10 protein-coding genes are annotated in these 13,879 nt (G+C 62.3%); 8 read left to right on the plus strand and 2 right to left on the minus strand.

Annotation, left to right across the window (positions count from 1 at the left end; translation table 11 throughout):
• Positions 1-117 precede the first annotated feature (117 nt).
• From AC27VO_RS03745 to AC27VO_RS03755, 3 genes are all read left to right on the plus strand, one after another.
• Positions 118-1,398 (plus strand): urate hydroxylase PuuD, encoded by a 1,281-nt coding sequence (locus tag AC27VO_RS03745; protein WP_488665345.1) that lies wholly within the window; start codon positions 118-120, stop codon positions 1,396-1,398.
• Between the two features lie 197 nt (positions 1,399-1,595).
• A complete protein-coding gene (locus AC27VO_RS03750; RefSeq protein ID WP_488665538.1) occupies positions 1,596-2,222 on the plus strand; it encodes a Crp/Fnr family transcriptional regulator in 627 nt (208 codons plus the stop codon).
• 124 nt (positions 2,223-2,346) lie between these two features.
• The gene (locus AC27VO_RS03755; RefSeq protein WP_488665346.1) at positions 2,347-4,332 is read left to right on the plus strand and encodes a sensor domain-containing diguanylate cyclase; all 1,986 of its coding nucleotides are present in this window, start codon (positions 2,347-2,349) and stop codon (positions 4,330-4,332) included.
• Here AC27VO_RS03755 and xdhB read toward each other — a convergent pair.
• Both xdhB and xdhA read right to left on the minus strand, forming a co-directional pair.
• Positions 4,329-6,656 carry a xanthine dehydrogenase molybdopterin binding subunit gene (gene xdhB, locus AC27VO_RS03760; RefSeq protein WP_488665347.1) on the minus strand — a complete coding sequence of 776 codons (2,328 nt, stop codon included), beginning with the start codon at positions 6,654-6,656 and terminating at the stop codon, positions 4,329-4,331. The two genes, AC27VO_RS03755 and xdhB, sit on opposite strands and share 4 nt — an antisense overlap.
• Positions 6,653-8,161: a xanthine dehydrogenase small subunit gene (gene xdhA / locus AC27VO_RS03765; protein ID WP_488665348.1), complete on the minus strand. Its 1,509-nt coding sequence runs from the start codon at positions 8,159-8,161 to the stop codon at positions 6,653-6,655. Before xdhA ends, xdhB begins: the two co-directional genes overlap by 4 nt.
• 241 nt (positions 8,162-8,402) lie before the next feature.
• Here xdhA and AC27VO_RS03770 point away from each other — a divergent pair, with 241 nt between their 5' ends.
• The 5 genes from AC27VO_RS03770 to AC27VO_RS03790 all read left to right on the plus strand — a co-directional run bounded on the left by AC27VO_RS03770 (position 8,403) and on the right by AC27VO_RS03790 (position 13,868).
• Positions 8,403-9,197: a hypothetical protein gene (locus tag AC27VO_RS03770; protein ID WP_488665349.1), complete on the plus strand. Its 795-nt coding sequence runs from the start codon at positions 8,403-8,405 to the stop codon at positions 9,195-9,197.
• 76 nt (positions 9,198-9,273) lie between these two features.
• Entirely contained in the window at positions 9,274-10,197 is a 924-nt protein-coding gene (locus tag AC27VO_RS03775; protein WP_488665350.1) for a LysR family transcriptional regulator, read from the plus strand.
• A gap of 86 nt (positions 10,198-10,283) precedes the next feature.
• Positions 10,284-11,873, plus strand: a complete 1,590-nt coding sequence (locus AC27VO_RS03780; protein WP_488665351.1) for an ABC transporter ATP-binding protein — start codon at positions 10,284-10,286, stop codon at positions 11,871-11,873.
• A complete protein-coding gene (locus AC27VO_RS03785) occupies positions 11,866-12,948 on the plus strand; it encodes an ABC transporter permease (protein ID WP_488665352.1) in 1,083 nt (360 codons plus the stop codon). Before AC27VO_RS03780 ends, AC27VO_RS03785 begins: the two co-directional genes overlap by 8 nt.
• Positions 12,948-13,868 carry an ABC transporter permease gene (locus AC27VO_RS03790; RefSeq protein WP_488665353.1) on the plus strand — a complete coding sequence of 307 codons (921 nt, stop codon included), beginning with the start codon at positions 12,948-12,950 and terminating at the stop codon, positions 13,866-13,868. The genes AC27VO_RS03785 and AC27VO_RS03790 overlap by 1 nt, the downstream gene beginning before the upstream one ends.
• Positions 13,869-13,879 lie beyond the last annotated feature (11 nt).

Raw genomic sequence — 13,879 nt, forward strand, 5'->3', positions numbered from 1 at the left:
CGGTGCCCAGGACGGTTTTGACAACCCAGGTGCGCGACCCCTTCTTCTGCTCAGAGCGCCCGCAGTGGTGAGCAGGTTTGATCCTTGGTAGCCCAAGCGCTACCGGAGTTGAGTGCTATGGAAAGCTATATCCTCGACTGGGCCAACCTGCTGTTGCGGTGGCTCCACGTCATTACCGCCATCGCCTGGGTGGGCTCGTCGTTTTACTTTGTGTTCCTCGACAGCAGCCTGACCGCGCCGGTCGATCAAGATCTGAAAAAACAAGGCGTCAGCGGTGAGCTGTGGGCCTTGCATGGCGGCGGGTTCTACCACCCGGTCAAGTTTGCCGGCGCGCCACCCAAGCTGCCGGAACACACGCACTGGTTCTATTGGGAAAGCTACACCACGTGGCTCTCAGGCTTTGCGCTGCTGACGGTGTCGTACCTGTGGAACGCCAAGATTTATCTGGTGGACCCTGCCAATCCGATCATGTCCAGCCATATGGCCATCGTGGCTGCGCTGGCGTTTTTGGTGGTGTTCTGGTTCCTGTATGACGGCATTTGCCGCATCTTTGGCCAGAAAGACGGCGTGGTTGGTGCATTGGTGCTGGTGTTGGTGTGCGTGGCGTCGTACTTGGCCTGCCACATCTTCCCCGGGCAAGCGGCTTTCCTACTGATGGGCGCCATGCTGGCCACATCGATGAGCGCGAATGTGTTCTTCTGGATCATCCCTGGCCAAAAGAAGATGGTGGCCTCCATCAAGGCCGGCGATCCCGTGGACCCCATCCACGGCAAGCGCGGCAAGCAGCGCAGTGTGCACAACACCTATTTCACGCTGCCCGTGCTGTTTGCCATGCTCTCCAACCACTACGGCTGGTTGCACAGCCACCCGCAAAACTGGTTGGTGCTGATCTTGATGATGTTCGCCGGTGCGGCCATTCGCCAGTTCTTTGTCATGCGCCACGGCTACAAGCTGGGTCGCAACCCCCATCCGTGGAAGTACGCAGCCGTGGGTGTGGTGGTGCTGCTGGGTGTGATGGCCTGGCTCAAGCCCGCGCCGCCTGCTGCGGTGGCGGTGGATCCGGCGGTGATCGCCCCGGTGGGCCAGTCGGTGCTGCAGGGGCAGGACGCAAAATCTGAAGAGAAAACTGCCGCTAGCCCAGCTGCAGCCAACGCAAGCAGCTATGAAAAAATGCATGCCATCATGCAGCAGCACTGCGTGGTTTGCCACAGCGCCAACACGATTGCGCAAAAGAACGTGAAGTTCGATACGCCCGAAGACGTCAAGAGCCATGCCCAGCAGATCTACCAGCAGGTGGTGCAGTTGCGCAAAATGCCGTTTGGCAATCCTGGTGCCTTGAGCGATGCGGAGCGCGCAGCGTTCAAGCAGTGGTTTGAGTCGGGCGCACCGCTGCAGTAAGTCATTGCCCCTGTGCGGGCGGCATGGCCCGCCATTACCTGCAACCCGCAGTCCGCCCGTGCGCACTGCGGGTTTCTTGATGGTGGTCATATGACGGACGGTGCAGACAGGCGGTATTGAACGGGCGCAAAGCTGTGACAGCACATGTTGACATGGCTCAAAACGGGCAGGCGGGTGCTACGGCACAGTGCTTCACCATGTTCCACATCCCTTCCTTTGATCCATTGGCCCAAGCAGAGGTGGTTTCCGCCGGTCAACTGCTGCGCCAACGTGGCTCACGCCCCGACTCCGTCCTGTACCTGGACAGCGGCTGCGTGGTGCTGGGTGTGCGCGATGATGGTCAGATGCGACATCAGCTGGGGGTGGTTGAAGGCCCCGCTTGGCTGGATGCCGCGTTTGCGCTGACAGGCAAGCCCTGCGGCGTCGACATGGTGACCGATTCGCGGGTACGTCTGCGCCGCATCTCGCTGGTGGCCTTTCAGCACAGCGTAGCGGGTCTGCCAGACACCGTGGCCACCCTGGTGCGCGACATGGCCCATGGTTACTGCCAGCAAACCGAAACGGCGGTCAGCCGCCTGGCACAAGACGCGGAAACACGCTGCGCGCAGTGGCTGCTGCGCCATGCCCAGCATGCCGACAATGGCACCATGCGGGTGACGCTGAACCAGCGCAAACGCACCATTGCGGCGCAGCTGGGGATTGCACCGGAAACCTTTTCACGCGTGCTGCGCCATTTGCGCGAGCACGGACTGATTGCCGGATCCGGCAATGTTTTGAACCTGCCTCAGCCCAGTGCGCTGCAAAGCGTGGCCGGCATCCCATAAAAAAAGAGGAGCTGGGGAGACACAAGGCGGCCATCTGGCCGCCTTGCCTTTTGGGGTTGTCGGTGCGTGTCTGGCAAGGGTTCTACCCGTGTTTCGGCGCGCTCAGGCATGCCTATAGTGGGGCGTGAACCTGCCCAACCACAGCACACCCGCGTTGGCACCTGCTGCTCCTGCGTCCAGCTGGAGTGGCTTGCGCATGGCTTTGTGTGTGCTGGTTGCCCTGGTGCTGGCCGCCATGCTGCTGTGTGCGTTCTGCCTGGTGCGGGTGTTCGATGCGCGCACGCAGGCGCACCTGGCGGCGCACCAGACCATTGAGGCGGATTTGTGGGCCCGCATGCTGACCGCCCGTCTGGAGGCGCACCAGCGTCTGCTGACCTCGGTGGCCCAGGGCATGCACACCAGTTTGCTCGACAAACCAGCGGTGCTGGATGCGCTGATGCAGCAAGACGGCTCCATGCTGCGTCTGTTTGACAGTCTGCATGTGGCGCTGCCATCGGGCGTCATCAGCCACCACGGTGCGGTGGGTGCCATCACCGACATTGATTCCCCGGGGCTGGATGCCCTGCGCCGCACCATTGCAGAGGGCAAGCCACTGATTACGCACGTCTCCAGTGGAGAGGACAACCTGCACCTGCGCGTGCTGCTGAGCGTGCCCATGCGGCAAGAGGATGGGCGTGTGTCTGGTGCGCTGGCGGCCATGGTCAAGCTGCCACTGGCTGCCTTGATGCCGGAGGTGCCTGTCTCCACACACCAGTTGCAATACATGCTGCTGGATGCCGACGGCTGGGTGCTGGCGCATTCGGATGAGACGCAGCGCGGCCAGCCGATTCAGCGCGTGGTGGGAGCGCATTGGGCGCAGTGGCAGGCGCTGTCCAACCCCTCGGCAGCGAATGCCGACACCCAGCAGTGGGGCGATGTGCTGGCCAGCCGGGTCGGCTTGCCTTTGCCGCAATGGCAGGTGCTGGTGCTGCGCGATACCTCGGCCGATTTCTGGATGAAGCAAGGCCTGCCACTGCAGACATGGGCTGTGCTGGTGGGGGGCGTGGTGCTGCTGACGCTGCTGGCTGCCTGGCTGTTGTGGGGCTGGCTGGCACCCTGGCCCACGCGCGCGCAGCTGGCGGCCCGGGAGAATGCACCACCGTTGGACGATGGTGTCGAAGCGGCGGGAGAGCTGGACTATGCCCAGCGCCTGTCGCTGCAAGCCGGGGCCATGGCCATGTTTGAAGCCGTGCCGTCAGCCATGTTGCTGGAGCACGAGGGGCGGGTGACGCTGGCCACGCCGCAGGTGGCGGTCATGCTGGGCTACTTTGGGGCCGATACCGAGCAGCCCACCATGGAGCAGCTGTTCGAAAGTGAGGCTGCTTTGGCGGAGGTGCGGCACACGCTGGTGGACCTGGGCAGCTTTGAGGGCGTGCTGCACCTGCGCAAAAAAGATGGGGATCTGGTGCAGGTAGAGGCGTTGGCGTGGACACCGTCGCAGTTGTCGTCTGCCACCGTCTGGCGTTTGCAGATGCCCTGGCGCCAGCGGCGTGCCATGCCCCTGCCGGATGAGGAATCCGTCTGGCGCGATGCCTTGACGGGCATGCCCAGCCGCGAAGCCTTTATGTGGGGCATGCAGTCCTGGGTGTCTGACAGCATGCAGCCCGACAAACCGCTGGCGGGGGCGCCGCAGCGTGTGCCCTCACAGGGCTGCTTGCTGTTCGCCGATTTGGACCATCTGGGCATGATGAATGAGACCACCTCGCGCGATATGGGCAACAAGATGCTGCGTCATGTGGGGCGCTTGATTGCCAGCTACACCCAGCCGCTGGGCAATGTGGCGCGGTTGGGGGGGGATGAGTTTGCCGTGCTGCTGCCGGGCATCAGCCTGGCGCATGCCCAGGGCGTGGGCCAGGCGCTGTGCGATGCCGTATGGCGCTGGCAGCCCAGCTGGGGCGGCGAGCGCCACTGGGTCAGCATCAGTGTGGGTGTGGTGGCGGTCGATGCGCAGCGACACACGCCCGAGCAGGCTTTGCGCGCGGCCGACATGGCCTGCTATGAGGCCAAGCGGCGCGGGCGCTGCCAGGTGGCGGTCGGGCAGATCTCGGCCCACCCGACCTTGGAAGCTTAGCGCTGCAGTGCCTGCAGCACGTGCTCGGCGGTGGCCGGGGCCTGCAGCTGCACCACACCGCTTTGGCCTTGCTGTGCCCGTGCGCTGGCAATGGCGTGTCGCAGGGCTTCGTACACGCTGATGGCCAGCATGAAAGGCGGCTCGCCCACGGCCTTGCTGCCGCCCACGTTGTCTTCCCGGTTGGGTTGCTCAAACAGCTGCACCTTGAAGTGCTCGGGAATGTCGCCCGTGGCCGGAATCTTGTAGGTGCTGGGGGCGTGGGTGGTGAGCACGCCCTTGTCGTTCCACACCAGTTGCTCGGTGGTCAGCCAACCCATGCCCTGTACAAAGCCGCCTTCGACCTGGCCGATGTCAATCGCCGGGTTGATGCTTTTGCCCGCGTCGTAGAGCACATCAATCGCCAGCACCTTGGACTCGCCCGTGAGCGTGTCGATCGCTACTTCGGTACAGGCCAGGCCGTAGGCGAAGTAGTAGAACGGGCGCCCGGAGAGCGTGGTCTTGTCGTAGTGGATTTTGGGCGTGCGGTAGAAGCCGTCGCTCCACAGCTGGATGCGGTTGGCGTAGGCTTCTTTGACCACGGTGTTGAAGTCGCGCGAGCCGTTGGGCGTGTGAATTTTCCCGCCCGAGAAAGTGACTGCACCAGCCCCGCAGTTGTCCAGGCCCGCCACAAAGGCGGCCAGGTTGCTGCGTACCTTTTGCGCGGCGTACTGGGCGGCGCGGCCATTCAGGTCGGTGCCGCTGCTGGCTGCTGTGGCGCTGGCGTTGGGCACTTTGCTGGTGTCGCTGGCTGTCACCTGCACCTGTGCCAGGGGCACGCCCAGTTCATCGGCCACGATCTGGGCCACCTTGGTGTTCAGGCCCTGGCCCATTTCGGTGCCGCCGTGGTTCACTTGCACGCTGCCGTCGGTGTAGACATGCACCAGCGCGCCCGCCTGGTTGAATAGGGTGGCGGTAAAGCTGATGCCGAATTTGACCGGGGTCATCGCCAGGCCGCGCTGCAGCACGGTGTTTTGGGAATTCCAAGCCGAAATGGCCGCTAGCCTTTGCTGGTAGTGCGCATCCTGCTCTAACTTTTGCGTCATGGGCAGCAGGATGTTGTCTTCCACTGTCATCTGGTAGTGGGTGACGGCGCGGCCCGACTGCAGATCGGCATCGTAGTAATTGCGGCGGCGCACGGTCAGTGGGTCCAGCCCCAGCGTGTGCGCAATATCGCCCATGATGGTTTCAATCACGATCACGCCCTGTGGCCCGCCAAAGCCGCGGAAGGCGGTGTGGCTCTGGGTGTTGAGCTTGCAGCGGTAGGAGGTGATGCTCACATCCGACAGAAAGTAAGCGTTGTCGGTGTGGAAGATGGCACGGTCGGCCACAGGGCCGGACAGGTCGGCGCTGAAGCCGCAGTGCGCCGCCATCTGCAGCTTCAGCCCGGTGATCAGGCCGCTGTCGTCAAAACCCACGTCCCACTGGTAGTCAAACGGGTGGCGCTTGCCGGTGACCATGAAGTCATCGTCGCGATCCAACCGCAGTTTGATGGGGCAGCCGAACTTGCGCGCGGCCAGGGCCGACCACACGGCCAGGTGCCCGGCCTGTGTTTCCTTGCCACCAAAGCCTCCGCCCATGCGGCGGCACTGCACGGTGACGGCATGCGCGCCAATGCCCAGGGCGTGGGCCACCCATTCCTGCACTTCACCGGGGTGCTGGGTGCTGGAGTGCACGATCCACTGGTTTTGCTCCGCCGGTATCACATAGGCAATCTGGCCTTCCAGGTAGAAGTGTTCTTGCCCGCCCACCTCCAGCGTACCTTGCAGGCGGTGCGCGGCACGGGCCAAGCCTGCATCGGCGTCGCCGCGCTGCACATGCACGGGCGGCAGCACAAAGCTTTGCTGGGCGATGGCGGTCTGGGTGTCCATCACCGCAGGGAGTGGGGTAATGTCGGCGGTTATTTTGCGCGCGGCGCGGCGTGCGGCCATCACGCTGTCGGCCACGACCAGGCCGATGACCTGGCCCACGTGCCAGACCTTGTCCAGCGCAAAAATTGGTTCGTCATGGCCGAAGGCGGCCAGGATCGGATCGCCCGGAATGTCGGCGGCCAGCACCACGCCGTGCACGCCGGGCATGGCCAGTGCCACAGTGCTGTCCACGCCATGCAGCGTGCCGTGGGCGACGGTCGAGAGGATGGGCGCCGCATACAGCGTGCCGCGCAGCTCGGGCAGGTCATCCAGATAAGGGGCGGCGCCGAGCACTTGCGCGTGGGCGCTTTCGTGGGTGTTGGACTGGCCGACCACGCCGCTGTGCAGGGTGGCGGTGATGGGGAGGGCCTTGTTCATGCGACCACCTCCATGCGGATGTCTTGCAGCGATGCGCCAGGCTGGCCCTGGCTTTCCATCCAAAAGCGCTGCATCAGGCTGCCCAGCACATGCTGGCGGTAGCTGCCACTGGCGCGCATGTCGGAGATGGGGGTGAATTCCGCCTGCAGGGCAGCGGCAGCGGCTTGCACGGTGCTGGCGTTCCAGGGTTGACCGATCAGCGCCGCCTCGGTGCGTACGGCACGGGCCGGTGTGGCGGCCACACCGCCAGCGCCAATGCGGGCCTGGGTGACCAGGCCGTTGTCCACGTGCAGCTGGATGACCAGGCAGACAGCGGAAATATCGTCATCCTGGCGTTTGCTGATCTTGTAGGCACGCAGATGGGGCGTGGCGCTGCCAGCGGCGGCGGGCAGGGGAATATCGATGCGAATGACCAGCTCGTCCTGGGCGATCACGTTCTGGCGGTAGCCGGTGTAGAGCTTTTCCAGCGGCAGGCTGCGTTCACCGCGCACGCTGGCCAGCACGACCTGGGCGTTCAGCGCGATCAGCAGCGGCATGGAATCGCCAATCGGCGAGCCGTTGGCCACATTGCCGCCCAGCGTGCCGCTGTTGCGCACGGGCAGGCCGGCAAAGCGGGCCGCAAAGGCATGCAGCTGGGGCCAATGGGCTTGCAAAGCGGCAAAGGCGTTTTCCAGCGTGGCTGCGGCGCCGATGCGCAGGTTGCCCGCTTGCACGTCAATGGTTTGCAGCTCCTGCGCGGCGGTGACGTCGATCACGTGCGCAAAACGCTTGTGCTGTTTGGTCACCCACAGGCCCACATCGGTGCAACCGGCCACGACTTGCGCTTGCGGGTGCGCTGCACGAAGTTGTAGCAGCGCGCGCAGGCTGTCTGGTCGTTCGTAGGTGTTTTTGTCTTCAGCGCTAGGTTTGGTAAGCGCTAGCTGCTCTAGTTTTTGCAAGACCTCTGGTGCGTCCACGGTAGCGGCAGGCAGGGTGGCCATGTGTTGCACGGCCTCCAGAATGGGGCGGTAGCCGGTACAGCGGCACAGATTGCCGGACAGCGCCTCTTGTGCGCCCTGGCGATCGAGCTGGCTGCCGCAGGCATGGTTTTGGTAGATGCCAAACATGCTCATCACAAAACCAGGGGTGCAAAAACCGCATTGCGTGCCGTGGCACTGCACCAGCGCTTCCTGTACGGGGTGCAGGGTTTGGCCCTGGGGCAGCTTGATATCAGGGTCTTGCGTCAGGTCTTCCACCGTCCACAGCGCCATGCCGTCGATCGAGTGGGCCAGCCGGATGCAGCTGTTGATAGCCTTGTAGTGCAGCTGCGGCTGGCCTTGCGTGTCCAGCACGCGCTCACCCAGCACCACGGTGCAGGCACCGCAGTCGCCTTCGCCACAACCTTCCTTGGTGCCGGTGCAATGCAAGTCTTCGCGCAGTACCTCCAGCAGGGTGCGATCGGGGGGGATATCGTGCAGCGTCACGGGCTGACCGCGGCGCAGGAAGTGAAGAGGTCGTGAGGACATAAGCTTGCGTTCTGGCGGTGTTTTGACGATTAAGCCACTCGGATTTCACGATGGCATATAGACTTCTGTATGCAGTTCATGCGTTTACAGCAATAAGGTCGACACCCATGTAGGTGCACACCGATGGCTGTCATCTGTATACAAGTTCTGTAAGCAAATTCCGTGCAAGCTGGATCGCTCTTTGATACAGCTTGTGATTGTTAAACTCGCAGCCCCGTCTTCCTGGATCTTTCGCCGCAACATGAGCTTTTCTAACTTCTTGCGACGTGCCACAAGTTCCCTCAAGTTCTGGTCTGTACCTGCTGCGCCTGTCGCCGAGCTTCCTGAGTTTCATATCGACGAAGTGTCCGAGCGCGTTGCCAAGCTCCAGGCCCCCAAGGTCAAAGAGCCCACGCAGTTCCACGCCTTGGTCAAACTGGCCCCTATCCCCGTGCCGCGTGAGGTGCGCTGGGAGAGCCAGTCGATATACATGGGCGCATGGGCGGGTACGGCAGCACTGGCTTGGGGGGGCTTTCACGTCCCGACAGACTGGTTGCTGTGGTATGGCGCGGCGGCCGTGCTGATCTTTGCGATGCTGTTTCGCATCGAAGGCCCGCGCACGCGCAGCGAGCGTCTGCAGCGTGAAGGTGAGGTGCAGCGCTGCCATGCCGCTTATTTGCAAGCCGAAGCTCAGCTCAAGCTGGTGCTGAGCGAAGGCTTCAATGAGCGGATGGAAGAGTTCAACAGTCTGCGTGCCGAGTACGACAGCGCATGCCGTGCCCTGGGGACCACCGACCCGAGCAAAAACAGCAAGTTGCTGGCTGTACTGGCCAACCCCTTGCGCACGGAGTCGACCGCGGAAGATGCCTTGATGGACAAAATGTCGCAGATGGAACGCAAGATGCTGAATCTGGTGGATGAGCTGGAAGACTATTCCGACACCCACAAAGTTGCGATCGATACGGCCATCATGGCCCGCCACAACGCCCGACTGGCGTACTGGCAGGCCAGGTTGGATGAAGCTGCGCTAACGGGTGAAGCCGTGCAACAGCATTGATCCCCGAATAATCCCTGCCCATTGGGGCAATGTTGCCTTGGCATACTGGGTCGCAATCGCGGCCCTTATTTCTTTCATGCGAGAAACCACGCCTTTCGAAAAAATCGATCTGCACCTGATTCGCGTGCTGCACACGGTGATTGCCGAACGCAGCGTCTCGCGTGCAGCGGTGCGCCTGGGCATGCACCAGCCGGCGGTTTCTACGGCGCTCAAGCGCCTGCGTGATTTGTCGGGGGACCCTATTTTGGTGCGCTCGGGCAGTGGCATGCAGCCCACCGATGCCGCGCTGCGCATGCTTGAGCCTTCCGCCGCCATCTTGCAGGCGGCTGAAAACCTGTTCACCGAGGCGCGCGCATTCGATCCACGCAGTGCGCAGCGCACCTTCCGCATTGCCGCCAGCGATTACCTGGACCCGCAGTTCCTGCCCAAGCTGGTTGCCTACCTGAAGAAGCACGCCCCCCTGTGCACGGTGGAAATCATGGCCCTGAGCCATGACGTGGACTACAGCGGCCAGCTGGCCCAGGGCGATGTCGATGTGGTGATTGGCAACTGGCCCCAGCCGCCGGCAGAGCTGCGCATGGCGCAGCTGTTTGCTGACGACACGGTGTGCCTGGTCAATAACAGCCACCCGGCCGTGCGCCGCGGCTGGACGGCCGAAGACTGGCTGAACACGGAGCACATTGCCCCTATGCCGACACACCCCGGAGCCAAGGGCGTGATCGATGATGCGCTGACCGCCCAGGGCCTGCGCCGCCACATTGCTGTGCGCTGTGCCCACTTTGGCCTGATGCCGCAGATGGTGGCATCGAGCTTGCTAGTGCTGACCACCGGCCGGCAGTTCTGCGAGCGTTATGCCGCGCAGCTGCCGCTGGCAATTTTGTCCCCGCCCGTGCCACTGCCACAGATGCGTTACTACCAGCTGTGGCATGACCGCACGCACCATTCCAGTGCTGGTATTTGGTTGCGTGAAGCCGTAAAGAATACCGCTATGCAGCTATGAAATATGTAGCTTGTAGCCCACGTCAAACCTGCAGATAAGCAGTTTTTATTCACAAGTTTTTCTTTGAAACTGAGAGAATCTCTCACATGAATTCCCCTCAATCCATCCCCATGCCCGGCGCTGCTGCGCCGCGCTTGCAGCTGGTGGGCATTACCAAGCGATACCCGGCCGTGGTGGCCAATGACGGGGTCTCGCTGACCGTGCAACCCGGTGAAGTGCACGCTGTGCTGGGTGAGAACGGCGCAGGCAAGTCCACGCTGATGAAGATCATCTACGGCACGGTCAAGCCTGATGAAGGCCAGGTGCTTTTTGATGGCCAGCCCGTCAACATCCGCAACCCCCAAGAAGCACGCCAGCTGGGTATTGCCATGGTGTTCCAGCACTTCAGCTTGTTTGACACGCTCACCGTGGCTGAAAACGTCTGGCTGGGTCTGGACAAAAGCATGTCGCTGGTCGAAGTGACGGCGCGCATTGCATCCAAGGGTGCTGAGTACGGCATGGACATTGATCCCTCGCGCCCGGTACATACCTTGTCTGTCGGCGAGATGCAGCGCGTGGAAATCATCCGTGCGCTGCTGACCGACCCGCGCGTGCTGATCTTGGACGAGCCCACTTCCGTGCTGACCCCTCAGGCGGTTGAGAAACTGTTTGTGGTGCTCAAGCAGCTGGCGTCGGAAGGATGCTCCATCTTGTACATCAGCCACAAGCTGCACGAAATCCGTGAGCTGTGCACCGCCTGTACCGTGCTGCGCGGCGGCAAGGTCACGGGGTATTGCAACCCGCAGGAGGAGACCAATGCGTCGCTGTCGCGCCTGATGATTGGTGCGGAGCCACCGGCGCTGCAATACCGCGCAGTGCAAACCGGTGCCACCGTGCTGCACGTCAACGGCCTGACGCTGAAAAAGCAAGACCAGTTTGGCGTTGACCTGATCGACATGCGTTTTGAGGTGCGTGCCGGTGAAGTGGTGGGTATTGCCGGTGTGTCGGGCAATGGCCAGCAGGAGCTGCTGTATGCGCTGTCGGGTGAAGATACCCGCGCCGAGCCCGCCATGATTGAGGTGGTCGGCCGAGCCGCTGGTCGCTTGAATCCCAAGCAGCGCCGCGCCCTGGGTCTGCACTTTGTGCCGGAAGAACGTCTGGGACGCGGTGCCGTGCCCACGATGGGTCTGGCGCACAACATGCTGCTCACACGCGATGACGCTGTGGGCAAGGGCGGCTGGCTGAGTGTCAAAAAGCTGGAGGCACATGCGGCCGACATCATTCGACGCTTTGGAGTGAAAGCCGGTGGCCCGAATGCTCCGGCCAAATCGCTGTCTGGCGGCAACCTGCAAAAGTTCATTGTGGGCCGCGAGATTGATGCCAAGCCCACGCTGCTGATCGTCTCTCAACCCACATGGGGTGTGGATGTGGGCGCTGCGGCGCAGATTCGCGGCGAGATTCTGGCCTTGCGTGACGCCGGTTGCGCAGTGCTGGTTCTCAGCGAAGAGCTGGACGAATTGTTTGAAATCAGTGACCGTCTGCACGTGGTGGCCAAGGGGCAACTGAGCCCGTCGCTGCCGCGAGCCGATGCAAGCTTGCAACTGGTGGGTGAGTGGATGAGTGGTTTGTGGAATGCCGATGTGCAGCAGCACCTGGCCCAGGTGGAAGCGGATCAGGGAGGTGCGCAGCATGTTTAAGCTTGAACCCCGTCCTCAGGTCTCCAAGTTCTGGACCTATGGCGCGCCGATTCTGGCCCTGCTGATTACGGTGGCCATTGGTGTGGTCCTGTTCATTGCACTGGGCAAAGACCCGGTCAAGGGTCTGCAGGCCTTCTTCTGGGAACCCATCAAGACCAGCTATGCCCTGGGTGAGCTGGTGATGAAAGCCACGCCTTTGCTGCTGATTGCGCTGGGCTTGTCGGTGTGTTTTCGCTCCAACATCTGGAATATCGGCGCCGAAGGTCAGTTTGTGATTGGTGCCGTAGCCGCTGGCGGCGTTGCTTTGCTGGCGGACCAGAATACGGGCCCCTGGATCATCCCCGCCATTTTGCTGGCGGGTGTGCTGGGCGGCATGTTTTGGGCGGGTATCGTGGCCTTCTTGCGGGACAGATTCAACGCCAACGAAATTCTGGTGAGCCTGATGCTGGTGTACGTCGGTACGCTGGTGCTGGGTTATCTGGTCTATGGCCCTTGGAAAGATCCCATGGGCTACAACTTCCCGCAGTCCAAGACGTTTGAGAGCGTCACGCAGATTCCCAAGCTGATTGCAGGTACCCGTGTGCATATCGGCACGCTGCTGGCGCTGGCAGGTGCTGCAGCGCTGTGGATTTTTCTGTTCCGCACCAAGGCGGGCTTTGCCCAGCAAGTGGGGGGCATGGCTCCTGCTGCTGCACGTTATGCGGGCTTCTCGTCGCGCCGTGCACTGTGGACAGCACTGCTGATTTCGGGCGGCGCAGCGGGTCTGGCCGGGGCGCTGGAAGTCGCAGGCCCCATTGGCCAGCTGACGCCTTATGTGCCTGCAGGCTATGGTTTCGCAGCCATCATCGTGGCTTTTGTGGGGCGTTTGCACCCCGTGGGCATGGTTTTCTCGGCAATTTTGATGAGCATGTTCTATATCGGTGGTGAGCTAGCGCAATCGCGTCTGGGTTTGCCGAAATCTTTGACCGGGGTGTTCCAGGGGCTGCTGCTGTTTACGCTGCTGGCCTGTGACACTTTGATTGCTTACCGCGTGCGCCGTGTGGCCACCAAATCTGCAGTGAAGGGAGCGCAGTAATGGATGCATACGCATTGCTGTTTGCCTCGACGCTGAGTGCGGGGACGGTGCTGGCATTGGCGGCTTTGGGCCTGCTGATCAACGAAAAAGCCGGTGTGATCAACCTTGGTGCTGAAGGCATGATGTTGTGCGCGGCGCTGGCAGGTTTTGTCACCGTGGTGCACACGGGCAGCACCTGGCTGGGCTTTCTGGCGGGTATGGGCGCCGGGGCTTTGTTGGCAGCCATTTTTGGCGTGCTGGTGATCTGGCTGAATACCAATCAGTCGGCGACGGGCCTGGCACTGAGCCTGTTTGGCGGTGGCTTCTCGGCGTTTGCCGGCTTGAACTACGTGCAGGCCAAGATGCCCGAGTCGCCCAAGTACGACATTCCTTTCCTGGCGGACCTTCCCGTGGTGGGGCCTGCGCTGTTCCGTCACCATCCCTTGGTGTACGGTGCCATCATCATTGCCGCGCTGCTGGTGTATTTCCTCTACCGTACCCGTGCTGGCTTGGTGCTGCGCTCGGTGGGTGAGTCGCCTGAGTCGGCGCACGCGCTGGGCTACAACGTCCGCATGATTCGCCTGGGTGCGGTGATGGCCGGTGGCGCGCTGTGCGGCTTAGCGGGTGCTTATGTGTCGACGGTCTACACGCCTTTGTGGGTGGAAGGCATGGTGGCCGGTCGCGGCTGGATTGCACTGGCGCTGACTACCTTTGCCACATGGCGCCCGACGCGCATTCTCCTGGGGGCTTATTTGTTCGGTGGCGTGACCATGCTGCAGTTCCACCTGCAAGCTTCGGGGGTGCACATTGCCAGCCAGTTGCTGAGCATGCTGCCGTACGTAGCGACGATCATCGTTTTGGTGCTGATTTCGCGCAATCCCGCCTGGATTCGTGCGAATATGCCGGCTTCGCTGGGAAAGCCCTTCTACCCAGGCTCGTAAAAGAGTCATAC

Source organism: Comamonas sp. 14P8.1.4 (assembly GCF_057799285.1).

What these genes read in the sequence shown, in the direction of transcription:
- AC27VO_RS03750 (WP_488665538.1), top strand. Translation starts at nt 1,596, where the DNA reads ATGTTCCACATCCCTTCCTTTGATCCATTGGCCCAAGCAGAGGTGGTT.
- xdhA (WP_488665348.1), bottom strand. Translation starts at nt 8,161, where the DNA reads ATGTCCTCACGACCTCTTCACTTCCTGCGCCGCGGTCAGCCCGTGACG.
- AC27VO_RS03770 (WP_488665349.1), top strand. Translation starts at nt 8,403, where the DNA reads ATGAGCTTTTCTAACTTCTTGCGACGTGCCACAAGTTCCCTCAAGTTC.
- AC27VO_RS03775 (WP_488665350.1), top strand. Translation starts at nt 9,274, where the DNA reads ATGCGAGAAACCACGCCTTTCGAAAAAATCGATCTGCACCTGATTCGC.
- AC27VO_RS03790 (WP_488665353.1), top strand. Translation starts at nt 12,948, where the DNA reads ATGGATGCATACGCATTGCTGTTTGCCTCGACGCTGAGTGCGGGGACG.
- AC27VO_RS03785 (WP_488665352.1), top strand. Translation starts at nt 11,866, where the DNA reads ATGTTTAAGCTTGAACCCCGTCCTCAGGTCTCCAAGTTCTGGACCTAT.
- AC27VO_RS03745 (WP_488665345.1), top strand. Translation starts at nt 118, where the DNA reads ATGGAAAGCTATATCCTCGACTGGGCCAACCTGCTGTTGCGGTGGCTC.
- xdhB (WP_488665347.1), bottom strand. Translation starts at nt 6,656, where the DNA reads ATGAACAAGGCCCTCCCCATCACCGCCACCCTGCACAGCGGCGTGGTC.
- AC27VO_RS03780 (WP_488665351.1), top strand. Translation starts at nt 10,284, where the DNA reads ATGAATTCCCCTCAATCCATCCCCATGCCCGGCGCTGCTGCGCCGCGC.